The organism is Roseibium sp. (assembly GCF_965276855.1).
In the GTDB taxonomy this organism is placed as follows: Bacteria; Pseudomonadota; Alphaproteobacteria; order Rhizobiales; family Stappiaceae; genus Roseibium.
Window position 1 is genome coordinate 4424069 of the sequence record NZ_OZ255700.1, and the last position, 17612, is coordinate 4441680.

Below are 17612 nucleotides of genomic sequence, written 5' to 3' on the forward strand. Positions count from 1 at the left end.
AATGAATTTTGAAGCGGTCAAAGCAATTTATCTTGCCGAAATGGCGCGCACCAAACGCACGATCATGCAGTCGATCATCTCACCGGTGATCTCCACGGTTCTCTATTTTGTTGTCTTTGGTGCAGCAATCGGATCCCGGATCAGCGAGGTGGATGGTGTCTCCTACGGTGCGTTTATTGTGCCGGGCCTAATCATGCTCTCCCTGATGACGCAGAGCCTGTCTAACGCCTCCTTCGGTATTTATTTCCCGCAGTTTACAGGCACGATTTTCGAGGTGTTGTCGGCACCGATCTCATTTTTGGAAATTACCATCGCCTATGTTGGAGCCGCTGCGACAAAATCGATTGTTGTTGGTTTGATCATTCTGATCACGGCCAACTTTTTCGTCGACATTGAAATCCAACATCCGTTCTCGATGGCGGCCTTCTTTTTGTTGACGGCCATCACGTTTGCGCTGCTCGGTTTCATCATCGGCATTTGGGCCGATAATTTCGAGAAGCTGCAATTCGTCCCGCTGTTGATCGTGACGCCGCTCGCCTTTCTGGGGGGAAGCTTTTACTCGATTTCGATGCTGCCTGAAGTCTGGCAGAAAGTGACGTTGATCAACCCGGTCGTCTATTTGATTTCAGGATTCCGGTGGAGTTTTTACGGCCAGGCCGACGTCTCTCTTTGGCTCTCGCTGTTTATGACGCTCCTGTTTTTGGGCGTCTCCCTTGCGATTGTTCATTGGATCTTTAAAACGGGTTACAAGCTGAAACCCTAGGGGTCTCCGAGTTGAGTTTGAGGGCAAACATGAGTTTTTCGCGCTTTATGCGCAGTCTTTTGGCGGTGGTGCTGGCGGCGTCTTTGGCCGCCTGTCAAACGGCAGGAGCGCCTTCACAATCTGGCGCAGCTTCCGGTCAGTCTGCAGCGGTTCAATCCGCGTCTTTGCCTGTTGTCAGTTATGCCGCTGCGACCGCGCAGGAGAGGGGCTTTTCGGCCCTTGTGCTGAATGCCGCAACGGGCCAGGAACTCTATGCCGTCAACGCCGATGCCCCGCGCTTCCCGGCGTCCCTTACAAAGATGATGACGCTTTACATGTTGTTTGAGAGCGTCAGTTCCGGGGAAAACCGGTTGTCGAGCCCATTGAATGTGTCTGCAAACGCGGCGTCCCAGCCACCGGCCAAGATTGGCCTGAAGGCCGGCAGCACGATCACGGTCGAGCAGGCAGCCCGGGCACTGGCCGTCAAATCGGCCAATGATGTCGGTGTGGCGGTTGCAGAAAACCTTGCTGGCAGTGAGGCGGCCTTTGCGCGTGAGATGACCCAAAATGCCCGCGCGCTGGGCCTGTCGCGCACCCGTTTTGTCAATGCCACCGGCCTTCCAGATCCATCCCAGGTGACTACAGCGCGGGACATGGCAAAGCTGGGCCTGGCCTTGAAGCGCCGGTTTCCTCAATATGCGAGTTATTACCGTGCTCAGTCTTTTACCTACAACGGGCGGTCATTCCGCGCGACCAACAATCTCCTCGGCAAAGTCCAAGGCGTCGATGGTCTGAAAACCGGGTATATTCGCATGTCTGGCTACAATCTCGTCGCAACGGCGCGCCGCGGCGGCAAGCAACTGATTGTTGTGGTTATGGGTGGCAAATCAGAACAGGCCCGCGATGCCGAGGTCACACGGCTGATCGAAACTCATTTTTGAACTGGTTTAGACGCGTCTGTAGACAAAAAAGCATTATCCAGCTTGGCTGCAGTCCGTCATAACGGTCTGATTGCGGCCGGATTTTTTAGCTGCATATAGGCTTTGGTCTACGGCTGACAGAAGTTCGGTATATGGGCGATTGCTAAGGCCGAAGTATGCGCCAATTGAAGTGGTGACATTTATTTTTTGCCCGGTTCCCAGTTCGACAGACATGTCTTGAAGCGACTGGCGAATACGTTCCGCTGTATGTTCCGTCTGCTCTCTCGTTGTATTGCTTGCTATCACAGCAAATTCCTCGCCGCCAAGACGGGCCACAAACCTTGGTTTTGGTGTCATGCTTTTTAACAGGCGCACAAACTCGATAAGAACCTGATCGCCTGCCGGGTGACCGTATTTGTCGTTCACTGATTTGAAGTGGTCCAGATCGAACTGGAATAGTGCAAATGGTTCAGGATCCTTCCGGGCCAGCAGCAACTTTAGGAACTGATCAAACGCCCGTCGGTTGAAGGCGTTTGTTAACGGATCTCGCAACGCTTCTTCGCGATTCTCACGAGCTGTCTGCTCGTGAACAAACGCAAAGAGAAATGTCCCGTTTAAAACAGTAAAAATGATACCAACTAAAAGATGTGTTGTTAGTATGCCGGCGTGTATTCCATCTTCGATTTCGTTCCAAGGTGAAAATAATATGTATATTAGGTGAAATGCAGAAATACTGCTGTGAAGCACGGCAGAGAACAAAAATCCATACCGGGATGTTTGTTCATGTAATGGGGATGTCAACAGGAGGCGTATGCAGTAAGTGCAGCTGACGACAACGGTGATCTGGTTCAGTGTATCTGTGTATTGGCTTTGCTGTTCTGTGAAGGAATAAAATGCAGCGCCAGCGGCCAATAGGGTCCCGATATAAAGGAAACTCCGCGAAACACTTTTGTTTGCCAGGCGTGCCATTCCCTCGACGTAGAAATAAAATGTTGGAAAGAGCAAAAAGTTGCCGATCTGCAAAGCTGCAAACTGGCTGTAGGCAAATCCGACTGTCGAGAAAATGAGCGAAACGGTTCCAAAGCCGAAACAGAATGTCCAGCTGCGCCAGAAACTCCGTTTTGGTTCAACATATCCGGCGATGAGCGTGGCGATAAAAAATATAACGCTACAAAGAACGTTGACAGCAAAGAGCGTCGGAATATTCAGTATCATCAAGTCGCACTCAGGATTATTTCGGTGCCGGCAAATCTAGATAAACTGTGATTCAGTTAAAGAAACACTTCAAACGAAAAGTATTTTAAGGTGTAAGAATTGCGAATTGATTGTTCGGGGCTTCTAGTGCAAAGGCGAGTGTCAGTAAAAAGCATTTAACTGCTGGACGCAGTCTGCGTACGAACTTCCACTTTGCAGCCCTTTTTAGTCAGCACGGCTTTGTCACTATTGGAGCCTTGTGCCGCCAAGACAGAGCGGCTATCGCAAAATTATCTGGCTTCGTAGAAGGTCTGTTAATGTCTGTCACTGCACGGCACAGCAAACACTGAATTCACACGGCTGATTGGAGCTCATTTCCAGGCTGGCTGAGGCCATCGATTTGCACCAATTCATTGGAAAAATTTGGCGTTTCTGTCTCTTGACCGACCAACGTGATCCGGTTGCGGCCTGTATTCTTTGACGTGTAAAGACCGGCGTCCACGATCTTGAATAGATCTGTTGGTGTCAGGCCCTCGCCGATGCCGTGATACATGCCGCCAGAAATGGTGATTTGAAAGCCTTCCGGTGCAAAATCATAGGACTGGTTTTCAACCAGTTTGCGGATTCGCTCTGCGATCATGAGCGCATCTTCCCGGCCAACATTGGGCAGAAGAAGGCCGAATTCCTCGCCGCCTAGGCGTGCAAAACAATCGCTCCGGCGCAAATGGTGCCGGATCGCCTGGCAGACCTTTACCAAGGCTTCGTCGCCCGCAACATGTCCAAACCGGTCGTTGACCTGTTTGAAATGGTCAAGGTCAAAATGGACCAAACCAAAACTTGTTCCCTCTGCGGGTTGGAGTTGCGCCTCCAACCGCCTTAGGAATTCCCGGCGGTTAAATGTTCCTGTCAGTGGATCCCGCCGGGCGTCTTCATGATTGTCGCGCGCTAGCTGCTCAAATGAAATCGCCATAAAGAATGCGCCGGATATGGCAACGAACATGAGCGAAATCATCAGATGAATGTTGACTGCCCCGTCTTCAATCATTCCCGGACCCAATGGGCCTTCGGCCAAAAGGCCATTCAGGAGCCGGACGCCAGCCTCCAAGGCCAACAGTCCAAACGCGACGATCAGGGGGAAACTGGAAACGAGGCCACGGAACGAAGCAGATCCATAAGTCACAGCAATGGCGACGCAAAGCGCTGCAAAAAGTACGTTTGAAGCAATGTACGCGAGGGCATAAGCTTCCAGCAGGTAAGCCACAATAGCCACGAGAACGTAGATGCCTGCAGGTGCGAGTACAACACTGTATTGGGTTGATTCCTGCTTGAGGCTGCGCGCTGCATGAAGATGAAAGCCGAACCCCGCGAGCAGAAGAATGTTGGGCAGCAAATAAGCCGCAATCAATGTCAGCTCAGAAAGGCTTGCGACTGCGGCAAGGGCACCCACTGACAATGCATTTGCAACAGCCCAGCTTCGCCAATGCGTGTTCGGGCGGGCACTAAAAGAGATTGCCAAAAAGGAAATGGCAAAGACCGATAATAGAAGCATGTTTGCCGAAAACAGTGGCAATGGCGTCATAAAAACCGGTCTCCAGGATTTTTGTTCTAGCGCTTGCTCTTACTCTAGGGCAGTACGGGTTTCTGGCCAATTGTTTCTGCGCACCAAAATTTCATCAAAGTGTAATCGCTGGAAGTCTTTTGTTACGCAAACTGCTCATAAACGTGTCGCGGTGCTGAGCCACTCCAAGTCGCAATGGGCAAGCGACTTGGTGAGTTCGAGAATGAAAAAACCCGCCGTTTCCAGCGGGGTTTTAGAGTTCGTCGTTGCAGAGACCTTGGTTTTTGGTCTTGTCAACAATGGCGTTGGACTTGATCCCCCGCACTTGCCGTCGGCAAGTGCAACGGTTTTATGTCCAGGGCAAGTCCAATGCGGGCAAGGCCTTAGTTTTTGGTCTTGTCGACGAGCGCGTTGGACTTGATCCAGGGCATCATGCCGCGGAGTTTTTCGCCGACTTCCTCGATCTGGTGGGCGTCGTTCAGACGGCGGGTTGCCTTGAACTTCGCGGCACCTGCGCGGTATTCCTGCATCCAGTCAGAGGTGAACTTGCCGTTCTGGATGTCTTCCAGGACACGCTTCATTTCCGCCTTGGTTTCGGACGTCACGATGCGCGGACCAGTGACATACTCGCCCCACTCAGCGGTGTTGGAGATGGAGTAGTTCATGTTGGCGATGCCGCCTTCGTAGATAAGGTCGACGATCAGCTTCACTTCGTGCAAGCACTCGAAGTAGGCCATTTCCGGAGCGTAACCGCCTTCAACGAGGGTCTCGAAGCCCGCGCGGATCAGCTCTACAAGACCACCGCAGAGAACGGCCTGTTCACCGAAGAGGTCGGTTTCACACTCTTCCTTGAAGGTGGTTTCGATGATGCCGGAACGGCCGCCGCCGACGCCACATGCGTAGGACAGGCCGAGGTCATGCGCATTTCCAGTCGCGTCCTGATGAACAGCGATCAGGCACGGTACGCCGCCACCCTTCATGTATTCACCGCGAACCGTGTGGCCCGGGCCTTTCGGGGCAACCATCAGAACGTCGATGGTGTCTTTCGGCTCGATCAGGCCGAAGTGAACGTTCAGGCCGTGAGCGAAAGCGATCGCAGCTCCATCACGGATGTTGCCGGCGATGTGGTCTTTGTAGATGTCAGCCTGCAGCTCATCCGGGGTGGCCATCATCATCAGGTCGGCCCAGGCAGCAGCTTCTGCAACAGTCATGACCTTGAAACCGTCAGCTTCTGCTTTCAGAGCAGTGGTCGAACCGGCGCGCAGAGCAACAACGATTTCCTTCTGGCCGCTGTCCTTCAGGTTCATGGCATGGGCCCGGCCCTGGGAGCCGTAGCCGATGATAGCGACTTTCTTGGACTTGATCAGGTTCAGATCAGCATCACGATCGTAATAGACACGCATGGGAATTCCCTTTCCTTGAGATAATGGTCAAGACCGGACCAAGTCGTATCCGGGCTTGATGTTCTGTGTTTCCTCCGTCCGGGGTTAGGCCCCGAACAGTTGATAAAACCGGGCCACGGCTGTTTTTGCCTGGCTTTTCAGATCCTTCTCGGCCGCACTTGCGGTTTCGCCGAGAAGAAGACGGATATGGACATCGCGGATCGCCAGACCGTAAAGCACCTGGTAGGCGTCTTCCGCATCGTCGAATTTCAAGAGCCCATGGCGCCGGCCTGTCTCGAGCATGTTGCGCGCCCTGGCCGAAATCATGTGCTTGCCGCGCACAAGCAAAAGCTGGCCGAGACGGTTTGAATTGGTGTTCGATTGCCCGATGGAGAGCCGGTTCAGGGCCAATGAACTTTCCGAAAACAAGACGCCGAGCAAGGCTTCGACGAAGGCTGCGACATGGGCGCGGAACGTGTCCGCATCGGCCGTTGCACCGCTTTCAGATGGGAACTGCACCTGGCTTGCCTGATAGGCGACGACGGCTGCGAGCAAGCCATCCCGGTCGCCGAACCATTTGTAGAGGCTCTCCTTAGAGCAGCTTGCCGTGCGCGCAAGGCCGGCCGTTGTCAGGGCTTTTTCACCGCCTTCAACCAAAAGCGTCAGCGCATGTTGCAAGACCACTTGCTGGCGCGGCGAGAACTCTGGCGCAGCGTCCGGGCGGGAAGTGGCGATGTCAAAACTGGCGGCAGGCATTTGGCTTTATTCAACTGTTGGGTACGGGCGGGGCTCAGTGATTTTTGCAAGAACCGTACGGTACGGTTCGGGCGGTGGTTATTGCAAAGGTATCAGGCAGGGTCAAGGAAAAATTTCCACCAAACTTGTCGGCAGTTCTGTCTGCGCTTTTGCAGTAGCGGAGCTTTAAAAGCGGGTGGGACCTGGTGCAGTATTTGGAGTTCGCAGGTTGCACGAGTTGGTAAGTGCACGCCCTGTAGCATGGTTTCAAAATGCCTCTGTGAAGAAATCTGAGAAAAATTCCGTAGCGTTATCACTGGTGAAATAGACAGTATTGAGCTCTGCTTTCAGGTTTATCTCGAGCTTCCGTTCAGTGTGTTTGAATTCGATGCGCAAAAGCGTGCATTCTTCTGCCGATATTCATTATTTGTTGAATTAATCCCGATGAGATCACCCTAGAACGCATAGATGCCAGAATGGTTGAGTTTTATTGGGGGTCCGGATGCCGGTGAGTGTCATAGCGGCAGGCCAAAATGTCCTGAGGCGAGTGTTTGTCAGGTCAACACTGTATGCAGTGTTCGGAATCCTTGGGTTTTCCTTCTTTTTCATAGGCATCAGCTATTACTCCCAAGTGTCGGGCATAACAGAACGACTTGAGCGAGACGCACGGCAAAAGGCTGAGTTTGTTGCGAATATTTCAGCCCGCGAAATCCAGAACAAAAACTATGGTGAAATGGAGCGGCTGCTGAATGCGGTCGCCAAAGACGACTATGTGACGGCAGCCAAGGCCTACAGCCGGTTTGGTCAGGAATTTGCCAGCGATTTCATGTCAGCTGCACCAACAAGCGAGGTGCAGTTTAACGAACATGCCCTCAATGCGGCATTGACGGGTGAAGACCATTTGGAAGAAACGGCCGGTTCGATCGACTACGTGCTTCCGGTTTTTCGGAACGGGACGGCTGTTGGCAGCGTGCTCGTTCGGGTTTCAAAAGCCGAAATTGCCGAGATTTTCTACAAAACGCTATGGCAGGTTCTCGCACTATTGAGCGTCGTTGCCTTCGCGTTCATTCCAGCCCTTGGTTGGTTGATGTATAAGGCCACTGCCGGGATCAGCGATGTGACGCAGGCCGCCAAGGAAGCCACCGAAGGCTATCTAGATTGCGATCTTGAGACCGATGCGCCAGGGGAGGTCGGAGATCTGCAGGCCGCATTCCAGCATATGCTTCAGACCCAGCGATCCAATATCGTTGAAATTGAACGGCTTGCTTACACAGACATCATTACCGGCCTTGCCAATCGCGCCCAGCTGGACAAACTCGCGGCAACAATGATTGATCACAAGCCGGGGGCTGAAGGTGCCGTTCTATATGTCGGTTTTGATCGTTTCAAATTGATCAATGATATGCATGGTCACCGTGTCGGTGATGACGTAATGCGGCAACTTGCAGCGCGGCTTGCTCGATTGCTTGATAAGGTGGCGCATCCACTCACAGACAATGCGCCTGCCTTGGCCCGATTTTCGGGCGATGAATTCGTTGCTATCTTGCCCGGGCTGACAGATCCAGAGCAACTGACAGAGGTTTCGGGAACGGTCCTGAAGCTTTTAAGCCGGCCAGTTGAGGTAGGCAGCGTGTCTGTCTCGGTAAGTGCGAGCGCGGGGTTTGTGACGTATCCCGAGCAAGCTGCCACTGCCGAGGAAGTCATGAAGAACGCTAATCTCGCGATGTATCAGGCGAAGTCGGCAAGCCGGGGACGCGCTGTTTCCTACAGCGAAGCACTTCGAACTCAGGCCAATGAGCGCGAATTGATCGCTGATCGTCTCCGGCATGCGGTTGATACGGATGGTCTTGACGTCTTTTACCAGCCGAAGGTAATTCCCGAAAATGGCAAGATTGTAGGGTCGGAGGCTTTGCTCCGGTGGAATGATGAGGTCTTGGGCCATGTATCGCCAGCCAAGTTCATTCCGATCGCCGAAGAGCGGGGTTTGATTGCTTCCATCGGCCGGTTTGTGTTGAAGAAGGCACTCGAAGACACCCGGTGTCTTCATGAAGAAGGCCTTCGAACTTCGGTCGCTGTGAATGTGTCTCCGGCGCAGTTTCAGGACGAAAACTTCATCGAAGCAACGATTGGAACGATAAGCGAAAGTGGGGTTGGGACGGACAAGGTTGAGCTGGAAATCACCGAATCAAGCCTCATGGATTATTCGGACACAGTTTTGGACCGCATTCGTCCAATCCGGGAAAAGGGCGTCAAATTCGCCATTGACGATTTCGGTACGGGGTACTCCTGCCTCAGCAGTCTGGCGAACATGCCCTTCGACACTTTGAAGATCGACCGCTCCTTCATCATGGATATTGCAACGTGTGCGGATCGACGGACCATTGTGGAACTGATTTTCCTGATGGCGCATCAGCTTAACCTCGACACCGTTACGGAAGGCATAGAGACCCAGCTTCAAAAGGATTACCTGAAAGCCTGGGGGGGCACCTTGGGGCAGGGATATCTTTGGAGCCCGGCAGTCGAGTTCCCGGAATATCGGGCAATGATCCTGGCACAATCCGTTGGTGCCATCCGAACAGAAGTGGCATCCGCACTACACTAAACATCAAACACCCCATCGGTTCTCGTCAGATCATTGGCGGGTAAGCACCTGATCGCCGAGGTCGGCACAACTGTCGAGGATGAGATCAGCGAGCGGGCTGAGGTCGGCATAGGTTCCTGTCCCTGACAGGACACCGATCTTCAAGCCAGCCCCGGCGTTTTTCGCCATTTCCAGATCGTGGGTGTTGTCGCCGACGACAGCGATTTGGCGGGCAGGGGTATCGGTCGCGCTTGCAAATCCTTCGACCATGCCGGGGGCGGGCTTGTGCCCGTGGCCGCTGTCATAACCGGCAATGAACGAAAACAGGCTTGCGACATTTGTGGCCTCAAGAAAGGCGGCAATTGACGCCTCACTGTCACTGCTCGCTACACCCAAAATACATCCTGCGTTGTGCAGTTGACGGAGCGCGATTTCGAGTCCCGGCAGCAGCCTGGCCTCTTGCATCCCGTCCAGAAAAATCCGGTCAAGTTCCGATGTCAGGTTTTCAAGTCCATGCGGTGCACCTTCATCGATGAAAGCCTGCGCAATCTCCAGGGCATTTCCGGCAGCAAACAGGCTGCCGGCTGCAGTCTTTCGTGTTTCCAGGTCCATGCCACCGGCGACCAGCATACGGCTTGCCAGTCGATCGTCGCCATTTGCTGCAAACGCAGCTGCGCGTTCCTGGGGTTTCGCCCAGGTCGCGTCAAAGTCCAGCAAAGTACCGTCCTTATCAAAGAGGATCGCCTTGATTGTACAGGCCATGAAGCTGGCTAGTCCTCTATGATGAAGGAAATGCCAAAGGTGCAGCGAACGCCGTCAAGTTCACCCGGCCATTTGCATACATTGAGGGTCGCTTCACCCTTGGAGGACTTATGAACGAATTCATGCATGTAGCCAGGTTTTCCCGCTGCAAGAACCTTTTTGTCATGGGCTACGAGCTCATCCGCGGTGTCTGCCCACGGGAGTTCATGATCGGTCTTGCCAACAACGCCGCCGCCGAATTCGTTGATGGTGTCGTTGCCGAAGATATAGACCCCATCTTCGTTCTTGGCCCAAAAGATCACTGGCATCGAGTTCATGATTTTCAGATCTGCAGAATTCATTTTATCCTCCCTCCGGTTTTCTTTCGGCGCTGTCGAAAAGGCGCTGTCAGACGGTGACACGGGATCCTTTGAATGCAAAGAAAAAGGCAGCCACTTGGACCGCCTTTTGTATCTTTAATTTTGGCTTATTCGCCTCAGCCGATGATGCCGTTCAGCGTCGCGCTTGGGCGCATCACTGCGTCGACTTTCGCCTGCGGGGCATGGTAGTAGCCGCCGGTGTCGGCAGGGGAGCCCTGGACGCCGTTGAGTTCCCCTAAGATCTTGTCTTCGTTCGAGGACAAGGCTTCGGCGATTGGAGCGAACTGGGCCTTCAGGTCCGCATCCTGATCCTGAGCGGCCAGAGCCTGTGCCCAATAGAGCGCGATGTAGAAGTGGCTGCCGCGGTTGTCGAGGCCGCCGACCTTCCGGGCCGGTGACTTGTCGTTGTCGAGCAGGCCTTCGATTGCCTTGTCGAGCGCATCGGCAAGAACCTGGGCCTTGGCGTTGCCCTTGACGTTTGCAAGATGCTCCAGTGAGGCGCCAAGCGCACAGAACTCACCCAGAGAATCCCAGCGCAGGTAGTTTTCTTCCTGCAGCTGCTGAACGTGTTTCGGGGCAGAACCACCAGCACCTGTCTCAAACAGGCCGCCGCCGTTCATGAGCGGAACGATGGAGAGCATCTTTGCAGACGTGCCGACTTCCAGGATCGGGTAAAGATCGGTCAGGTAGTCCCGCAGTACGTTGCCGGTGATGGAGATCGTGTCTTCACCGCGGGCGATGCGCTCGGTGGAGTATTTCGCGGCCTCGGTCGGGGCCAGGATTCGATAGTCCAGACCGGATGTGTCGTGATCCGGCAGATAGGCTTCCACCTTCTTGATCAGCTCCGCATCGTGGGCGCGTTCTGAGTTCAGCCAGAAGACGCCCGGCATACCGGACAGGCGCATGCGGTTGACGCCGAGCTTGACCCAGTCGCGGATCGGAGCGTCTTTGGTCCGGCATGCGCGCCAGATGTCACCACCTTCAACAGCATGTTCGATCAAGGTCTCGCCAGATGCACTGACCACCTTGATGGTACCGTCGCTTGGTGCCTTGAAGGTTTGCGGGTGAGAGCCGTACTCCTCGGCCTTTTGTGCCATCAGGCCGACATTTGGTACCGTGCCCATCTTGGCCGGGTCGAGGGCACCGTTTTCCTTACAGAAGTCGATCACTGCGGAGTAGACACCCGCGTAGGAGCTGTCCGGGATCACGCACTTGGCGTCGCCTTCGTTGCCGTCCGGGCCCCAGCCCTTGCCGCCTGCGCGGATCAGAGCCGGCATGGAAGCATCAATGATGACGTCCGAAGAAACGTGCAGGTTGGTGATGCCCTTGTCGGAGTTCACCATGTACATCGCCGGGCCGTTGTTGAGCGCAGCCTTGATATCGGCCTGGATTTCAGCGGCCTTGTCAGCGGGAAGCGTGGCAACCTTGGCTTCGAGGTCGCCGATGCCGAGATCCGGGTTGACGCCAAGCTCGGCGAAAGTGGACGCATGCTTGTCAAAAACGTCTTTCAGGAATGCCTTCACGCAGACACCGAAGATGATCGGGTCGGAGACCTTCATCATGGTAGCCTTCATGTGCAGTGAGAACAGGATGCCCTGATCCTTGGCGTCCTGGATTTCCTTTTCCAGGAATGCGCCTAGCGCCTTGACGCTCATGTAGGTGCCGTCGATGACATCGCCGTCTTCCAGTGGCCAGTCGCCTTTGAGAACGGTCTCGGAACCATCCTTGGCAGCAAAGACGATCTTGCCGGTGCCAGCTTGAGCTGCGGAAACAGTGATGGACTTCTCGTTGGAGCGGAAGTCGTTCTCGCCCATTGTCGCAACATGCGTCTTGGAAGAAGACGCCCAGGCGCCCATGCGATGCGGGTTCTTCTTGGCGTATTCCTTGACCGCTTTCGGGGCGCGGCGGTCGGAGTTGCCCTCGCGCAGCACCGGGTTTACGGCAGAGCCCTTGATGCTGTCGTATCGGGCCTTGATGTCCTTTTCTGCATCATTTGCCGGATCAGATGGGTAATCCGGAAGCTTGTAGCCCTGGTCTTGCAGTTCCTTGATAGCTGCGTTCAGCTGCGGCTGCGAGGCGGAGATGTTTGGCAGCTTGATGACGTTGGCGTCCGGCTGCTTGACCATATCGCCGAGGAGCGCCAGATCGTCCGACTGTTTCTGATCATCAGTCAGGAAGTCCGGAAACGTTGCCAGGATCCGGCCGGCAAGGGAGATGTCCTTGGTGCCGATGGTCAGGCCGGCGGCCTTGGTGAAGGAGCGGATGATCGGAAGGAAGGAAGCTGATGCCAGTTCCGGCGCTTCGTCAACCTTGGTGTAGATAATATCGGCCATGTTGCTCACGTTTCCTGATGGTCCAACGGGATCTGCCGGGGCAGGGAGGTGCCTCCGGACGGAGTTCGAAGAGCGTATACAATTGTACGCAATCAATTGCCAGCCCTCATAAAGGCGAAGGCCGCAAAAGCCGCGGGTGTTCGAGCAAACAGGACGAAAAACGCAATTAAGGTGGTTTACGGAAAGAGGTGTAAAACCTGCCGCCGACGCAGGTGGTCAGTTCGACTCCACGCCCGATCTGATCAGTTTATTGCGCCGTTACCGTCCTTGTAGCGGGTAGTGATACGATCGAACTCACCGCTCTCCTGCATGATTTGCAGTTCTTTGGAAAACGCGGCGACGAAGTCCGTTGGTACGCTTTTCTTGCTGAACATGATATAGTTCGGCTCGGAAGCGACGATCGCGTTCGTTGCTTTTATCACCTCTGAAAGACCGAGCGACTGGATCTCCGAGGTTACGACATAGGTTTCCCCCAAAATCGCATCGACCCGGCCGAGCTCAAGCTGTTTGAGGTTCAGTTCCAGGCTGTCCGTCATCTCAATCAGATGCGGATAGGCTTCCGACAGTGCTGGGAACGAACCGCCATAAGCATAGTCCCTAACCACACCCAACCGTTTATCATTTTGGAAGAAGTCGCCGAGGCTTTCATAGGTATCGACGTTTTCTGCCCGCACGAACAGCACTTCGTCGGCTTGAATATAGGGCGCTGAAAAATGTGCAAATTCTTCACGTTCGGGCGTCTTTGTAACCGGCGTGGCGATGTCCACTGTGCCGTTCCGCAAGGCATTGAGGTGTCGGGTCCAGGGCAGGGGTACTTTCACAAGATCACAGCCGAGCTTGCCGAGAATTGTCTCAATGACCTCGAAGTCCATGCCCCGGACTTCTCCATCTTCGACGATGTTGTAAGGCCGGTAATCACCTGCACCGGCAATCAGTGTGCCGCCGCGGGGGCACTCTTGAGAAGCTGCCGGCATTGGCACAAGTCCAATCGCAAACCCCATTACTATAGCTGGAATGATTGCCGCACGGTGCATGGCATCCTTCTTTGATAGCTAATAGAACCAGATCGTACTCTCTCAGAGGAAAAATAAGAGAGTGTTGAGCTAAAGCAAAAAACACGAGGTTTTGTTTTATTGCCTGTTTGTTTGTTTTCCAGAAATCTCAAGACAACGTTCGATGCGGCCCTGATTGACTCCGGTGCGGGTTGGGAATGCGGGGGCTTTAAAAGTTTCCGCCGTTCGGCTAAATCCCGCTTCATGAGCAAAAACGCAAAAATCAGAGATGAAGCGCGGGCAATTACTGCGCGGCCGCCTGCTGTGATCCTATGTGAGCCACAGCTGGGCGAAAACATCGGAACAGCCGCCCGGGCGATGGCCAATTTCGGCCTGGTTGACCTTCGGATCGTCAATCCGCGCGATGGCTGGCCAAGTGAAAAAGCGCGCGCTGCAGCCAGCCGGGCAGACCATGTGATCGACAAGGTTCAGGTCTTCGAAACCACGGAAGCTGCGATTGCCGATCTGAATTTCGTTTATGCAACAACAGCCCGTTCGCGCGAGGTGCCTAAACCTGTCCGCGGCCCGGATGAAGCAGCAGTCAAGGCCGTTGATCTTGGTGAGCGCCAGCATGGTGTCGGCTACTTGTTCGGCCGCGAACGCTGGGGGCTGAACAACGAGGAAGTCGCGCTTGCCGACGAAATCGTCACCTTGCCAGTCGACCCGGATTTCGCATCGTTGAACATTGCTCAGGCTGTTCTCGTCTGCGCCTATGAGTGGCGGAAAACAGCGAGCAAAGGTGAATTGCCATTCTTGTTGTCAGAGGAGGAGCATCCGCCGGCGTCCAAGGACGACATTTTGCGGATGTTCGAACACCTGGAAAGCTCTCTTGACGAAGTGAGTTTCTTTCGTCCGCCGGAGCGCCGCCCACATATGGTGCGGAACTTGCGAAACATCTTCCAAAAGGCAGAACTCAGCCAACAGGAAGTCCGCACCTTGCGGGGCGTGATAGCTGCGCTGGAGCGTCGGGAAACACGTCCGCGCAAAACCCGCGACGTCGACGAGACAGAAGCCTGAGGAAGTGCCCGTGGGTGATGTCCGGCCAGTGCTCTTTTATGATTCAGGGTTAGGCGGGCTCACGGTTCTTCGTGAGGCACGTTACCTGCTTCCCTATGAGCGCCTTCTTTATGTGGCGGACGATGCAGCTTTTCCAATTGGTCGCTGGCCGGAAGCAAAACTTCTTGTCAGATTACAGGATCAATTTGCCAAGCTGATCGAGGAATATGATCCAAAGGCGGTCGTGATCGCGTGCAACACCGCCTTCACGCTTGGTGGAGAGGCATTGCGTATAGCTTTTCCAGATGTGCCGTTTGTTGGAACGGTCCCGGCGATTAAGCCGGCAGCAGAGCGGACGGCCTCGGGTCTGATTTCGGTGCTGGCGACACCTGGCACGGTTCGGCGGGCTTATACCCGCTCGTTGATTGAGAGTTTTGCCGCGCAGTGTCATGTCAGGCTCGTGGGCTCTGACAATCTAGCAGAACTCGCCGAACAGCATCTGCGCGGTGAACCGGTGTCTGACGAGGCACTGCGACAGGAGATCTCGGACTGTTTTCTGGAGCAAAATGGCCAGCGGACAGATATCGTTGTTCTGGCCTGTACCCATTATCCGTTTTTGGCGAACCGGTTTCGGAAAATCGCACCTTGGCCCGTCGACTGGCTGGACCCGGCCGAGGCGATCGCGCGTCAGTTGGTACGCGTTCTGGGACCGGATCTGGCATCAGCTCCATCTGAAAGCGCCGACCTTGCCATTTTGACTTCAGGGACCCGGAAACCTGCAATCGAGCGGCTTCTCGCCGGATTTGGTCTGGTGCTTATGCCGGGCGCATGATCAGGCGTCAGACCGCACTCAATCAGGTGCCGCGGTTGCGGTCTCAGGCTGCCAGGGTCTTGAGTGCGATGCCATCATCCGTAGATTTGGCTGCGCCCTTCAGCTGACCGATTTCCTCTGTGATCAATCCGGTGCTTGCCGGGACTCCCTTTGGCAGGGTGAGGATCGAGATCGAGCATTGCAGAAGCGGGAAGTCCCGCATTGTCCCATAGCGGTCCTGCGCGCGCATGAAGCCCTGCTCGCGGTGTTCTGGCTGATAGAAGCTTTCAACGTCTGTCCGGAACGCGCGTCGCAGAGCCCGCATTCTCGTTGCGATTTCCATCTGATCACCGGTCAGGAACCCAGCCATGAAATCGTCGCCGCCGATATGCCCATGGAACGAATTGTTGCCGGTTACATGTTTTTGCAGAAGTTCACTGAAGAGAATGATTGCGCGGTCGCCCTGACGGTATCCGTACGTATCGTTGAACGGCTTGAAGTTGTCGAAATCGATATAACAAATATGCCGGTCCGATGCCGTCGTGCAGGCTGATTTCGATATGAACCGGCTCACCGCGCCATTTCCGGGAAGGCCGGTGAGCGGATTTTGATCTTGCGCCTCCTGCAGACGCTTCTCGTGAATGATCTTTAAAAGGGAGGTTGCCGAGAGGAACCCGGTATAACGGAAATTCTGCGTGATGATGATGCCATCGGAATTGATCGAGGAGGCAAACGTCACCAGCAACATGTCTGCATTGGAATCGATATCGGCGATCGGGCAGGCCCGCACGAATGACCGCAATGGAAAGTCGAGCGCCGCCTTGGCGTCTTCGTCATCCGGCCCTCCGGCGTAAAGATAAGCTTTCAAATCGCGTTCATGGATAATGCCGCGCGGTTCCTGGTTGGCATCCAGAACGGGAATTATGCTTGCATCCTGATTGTGAACAAAAAGATCCAGAAGATCGTTCATGGACGAATCGAATTGAACGGTTGGCAACTCCAACAGCTCATTGCGGATCCGGCATTGCTCTTCCTTGCGTTTTCCATTCGGCGTGTCGGCGCGGATGTGGTCGTAGAAAAGCTTTGCTGATCCGGGGGCGGCCGAGGGCTTTGCAATAAAATATCCCTGAACCAGGTCACAACCGGCATCCCGGCAGGCGCGGAACTCGCGTTCCGTTTCAATGCATTCTGCGATGACGCGGGCGCCTAAAACGTGGGCAAGATTTGCGACTGTTGTGACGAAGAGCTTCTTGCGTGGATCGCTGTCGATACCGCTCAGGAAAAACCGGTCGATCCGGACATATTCCGGAGACATATCGTGAAGAAGACGCAGTTCTGATGATCCGCGGCCAAAATCATCCAGGGCAATCATGAAGCCTGATTGGCGCAGGTCGCTCAGCGCATGGTGGGAGACATCACTCAGGGTTTCCTGATGGCGGCCGGAAAACTCAAGGCATATCTGGCTTTTCTGCAATCCGTATTCGACCAGGATTGCGTCCATGTTCATGCGCGGGTCTTCGTTTTCACCGAGGCCGCGGCCGTCCAGTTTAAAAAAGAGTTTGGTGCCCTTGGCGGTCCGTAGCGCCATGAATTTGGTCGCGGCTTTGCGCAAGAGGGCGGTTTCCAGGTGCGGAAGAAAACCTTGTGCGTGGGCCTGGTTGAGAAGATCATCTGGAGAACTGGCGCCAGCCCGGCTGCAATTGCGGATCTGCGCCTCGTAGCCGTAAACAACACCGGTACCAACATCAACAATCGGCTGAAGGGCATAATCCAGGCTGTCTAATATGTGCTTGATGGGCGGCTGGCCGGGAACCGGCTCAGGGCCATCATCCTCTGGTTCGGAATGTGAGGGCGAGAACATGTCTACCTACTAATGTCTTCACAATACGAAAAATCGTTGAGGCCCTGAGAGGGGCCGAGTTGCAGATTTCACTGGCAATTATTCTTATGGTTGTGATTGGCGGGCATAGTGAAAAACTGCAATTAAAATTTTCTAAATGTATTCATTAATTTTGACATGAAAATTACGTATGGGCATCACTGATTGGTGAGCAAGCCGATTGAAGCCCGTTTTTGCCGGTTGTGTCCGGCGGCAAATCCTAGAAACTGAAAGAAATCCGCCGCGAACGGGCAGGTGGCATTGACTTTTGATAGCCGAACCGGTAACTCCGCGCGATCTGGCTGGAT

The 17612-nt window shown here is 54.4% G+C and carries 14 protein-coding genes; 5 read left to right on the plus strand and 9 right to left on the minus strand.

Translation table 11 applies throughout. The features are described from left to right. The first annotated feature begins 1 nt into the window (after position 1). Positions 2 to 763: an ABC transporter permease gene (locus ACQY4Z_RS20340; RefSeq protein ID WP_428524330.1), complete on the plus strand. Its 762-nt coding sequence runs from the start codon at positions 2 to 4 to the stop codon at positions 761 to 763. A gap of 29 nt (positions 764 to 792) precedes the next feature. Beyond that, positions 793 to 1683: a D-alanyl-D-alanine carboxypeptidase family protein gene (locus ACQY4Z_RS20345; RefSeq protein WP_428524332.1), complete on the plus strand. Its 891-nt coding sequence runs from the start codon at positions 793 to 795 to the stop codon at positions 1681 to 1683. Between the two features lie 33 nt (positions 1684 to 1716). Here the strand turns inward: ACQY4Z_RS20345 and ACQY4Z_RS20350 are convergent, their stop codons facing one another. The 4 genes from ACQY4Z_RS20350 to ACQY4Z_RS20365 form a co-directional block, all read right to left on the minus strand. After that, positions 1717 to 2877 (minus strand): GGDEF domain-containing protein, encoded by a 1161-nt coding sequence (locus ACQY4Z_RS20350; protein ID WP_428524334.1) that lies wholly within the window; start codon positions 2875 to 2877, stop codon positions 1717 to 1719. 331 nt (positions 2878 to 3208) lie between these two features. Next, positions 3209 to 4435 (minus strand): GGDEF domain-containing protein, encoded by a 1227-nt coding sequence (locus ACQY4Z_RS20355; RefSeq protein ID WP_428524336.1) that lies wholly within the window; start codon positions 4433 to 4435, stop codon positions 3209 to 3211. A gap of 362 nt (positions 4436 to 4797) precedes the next feature. Continuing rightward, on the minus strand, positions 4798 to 5817 hold the full coding sequence (gene ilvC / locus ACQY4Z_RS20360) for a ketol-acid reductoisomerase (RefSeq protein WP_428524338.1): 1020 nt from the start codon (positions 5815 to 5817) through the stop codon (positions 4798 to 4800). 84 nt (positions 5818 to 5901) lie between these two features. Then, positions 5902 to 6552: a TetR/AcrR family transcriptional regulator gene (locus ACQY4Z_RS20365; RefSeq protein ID WP_428524340.1), complete on the minus strand. Its 651-nt coding sequence runs from the start codon at positions 6550 to 6552 to the stop codon at positions 5902 to 5904. 553 nt (positions 6553 to 7105) lie between these two features. On the opposite strand from ACQY4Z_RS20365, the gene ACQY4Z_RS20370 reads away from it, so the two are divergent. After that, entirely contained in the window at positions 7106 to 9133 is a 2028-nt protein-coding gene (locus ACQY4Z_RS20370; protein ID WP_428524342.1) for a putative bifunctional diguanylate cyclase/phosphodiesterase, read from the plus strand. A gap of 30 nt (positions 9134 to 9163) precedes the next feature. On the opposite strand, the gene ACQY4Z_RS20375 is transcribed toward ACQY4Z_RS20370, so the two are convergent. The 4 genes from ACQY4Z_RS20375 to ACQY4Z_RS20390 all read right to left on the minus strand — a co-directional run bounded on the left by ACQY4Z_RS20375 (position 9164) and on the right by ACQY4Z_RS20390 (position 13600). Continuing rightward, positions 9164 to 9874 (minus strand): HAD family hydrolase, encoded by a 711-nt coding sequence (locus tag ACQY4Z_RS20375; protein ID WP_428524344.1) that lies wholly within the window; start codon positions 9872 to 9874, stop codon positions 9164 to 9166. 8 nt (positions 9875 to 9882) lie between these two features. Further along, entirely contained in the window at positions 9883 to 10215 is a 333-nt protein-coding gene (locus tag ACQY4Z_RS20380) for a PAS domain-containing protein (RefSeq protein WP_428524346.1), read from the minus strand. A gap of 134 nt (positions 10216 to 10349) precedes the next feature. Further along, positions 10350 to 12566 (minus strand): NADP-dependent isocitrate dehydrogenase, encoded by a 2217-nt coding sequence (locus ACQY4Z_RS20385; RefSeq protein ID WP_428524348.1) that lies wholly within the window; start codon positions 12564 to 12566, stop codon positions 10350 to 10352. Positions 12567 to 12808: 242 nt separating this feature from the next. Then, positions 12809 to 13600 carry a substrate-binding periplasmic protein gene (locus ACQY4Z_RS20390; RefSeq protein WP_428524350.1) on the minus strand — a complete coding sequence of 264 codons (792 nt, stop codon included), beginning with the start codon at positions 13598 to 13600 and terminating at the stop codon, positions 12809 to 12811. A gap of 222 nt (positions 13601 to 13822) precedes the next feature. Here ACQY4Z_RS20390 and ACQY4Z_RS20395 point away from each other — a divergent pair, with 222 nt between their 5' ends. Both ACQY4Z_RS20395 and murI read left to right on the plus strand, forming a co-directional pair. Continuing rightward, the gene (locus tag ACQY4Z_RS20395) at positions 13823 to 14635 is read left to right on the plus strand and encodes an RNA methyltransferase (RefSeq protein WP_409692489.1); all 813 of its coding nucleotides are present in this window, start codon (positions 13823 to 13825) and stop codon (positions 14633 to 14635) included. Positions 14636 to 14639: 4 nt separating this feature from the next. Further along, positions 14640 to 15446 carry a glutamate racemase gene (gene murI / locus ACQY4Z_RS20400; protein ID WP_428524353.1) on the plus strand — a complete coding sequence of 269 codons (807 nt, stop codon included), beginning with the start codon at positions 14640 to 14642 and terminating at the stop codon, positions 15444 to 15446. Positions 15447 to 15489: 43 nt separating this feature from the next. On the opposite strand, the gene ACQY4Z_RS20405 is transcribed toward murI, so the two are convergent. Next, positions 15490 to 17286: an EAL domain-containing protein gene (locus ACQY4Z_RS20405; protein WP_209174011.1), complete on the minus strand. Its 1797-nt coding sequence runs from the start codon at positions 17284 to 17286 to the stop codon at positions 15490 to 15492. Positions 17287 to 17612: the final 326 nt, after the last annotated feature.

What these genes read in the sequence shown, in the direction of transcription:
- ACQY4Z_RS20375 (WP_428524344.1), bottom strand. Translation starts at nt 9,874, where the DNA reads ATGGCCTGTACAATCAAGGCGATCCTCTTTGATAAGGACGGTACTTTG.
- ACQY4Z_RS20385 (WP_428524348.1), bottom strand. Translation starts at nt 12,566, where the DNA reads ATGGCCGATATTATCTACACCAAGGTTGACGAAGCGCCGGAACTGGCA.
- ACQY4Z_RS20350 (WP_428524334.1), bottom strand. Translation starts at nt 2,877, where the DNA reads ATGATACTGAATATTCCGACGCTCTTTGCTGTCAACGTTCTTTGTAGC.
- ACQY4Z_RS20355 (WP_428524336.1), bottom strand. Translation starts at nt 4,435, where the DNA reads ATGACGCCATTGCCACTGTTTTCGGCAAACATGCTTCTATTATCGGTC.
- ACQY4Z_RS20395 (WP_409692489.1), top strand. Translation starts at nt 13,823, where the DNA reads ATGAGCAAAAACGCAAAAATCAGAGATGAAGCGCGGGCAATTACTGCG.
- ACQY4Z_RS20365 (WP_428524340.1), bottom strand. Translation starts at nt 6,552, where the DNA reads ATGCCTGCCGCCAGTTTTGACATCGCCACTTCCCGCCCGGACGCTGCG.
- ACQY4Z_RS20340 (WP_428524330.1), top strand. Translation starts at nt 2, where the DNA reads ATGAATTTTGAAGCGGTCAAAGCAATTTATCTTGCCGAAATGGCGCGC.
- ACQY4Z_RS20345 (WP_428524332.1), top strand. Translation starts at nt 793, where the DNA reads ATGAGTTTTTCGCGCTTTATGCGCAGTCTTTTGGCGGTGGTGCTGGCG.
- ACQY4Z_RS20390 (WP_428524350.1), bottom strand. Translation starts at nt 13,600, where the DNA reads ATGCACCGTGCGGCAATCATTCCAGCTATAGTAATGGGGTTTGCGATT.
- ACQY4Z_RS20380 (WP_428524346.1), bottom strand. Translation starts at nt 10,215, where the DNA reads ATGAATTCTGCAGATCTGAAAATCATGAACTCGATGCCAGTGATCTTT.
- ACQY4Z_RS20405 (WP_209174011.1), bottom strand. Translation starts at nt 17,286, where the DNA reads ATGTTCTCGCCCTCACATTCCGAACCAGAGGATGATGGCCCTGAGCCG.
- ilvC (WP_428524338.1), bottom strand. Translation starts at nt 5,817, where the DNA reads ATGCGTGTCTATTACGATCGTGATGCTGATCTGAACCTGATCAAGTCC.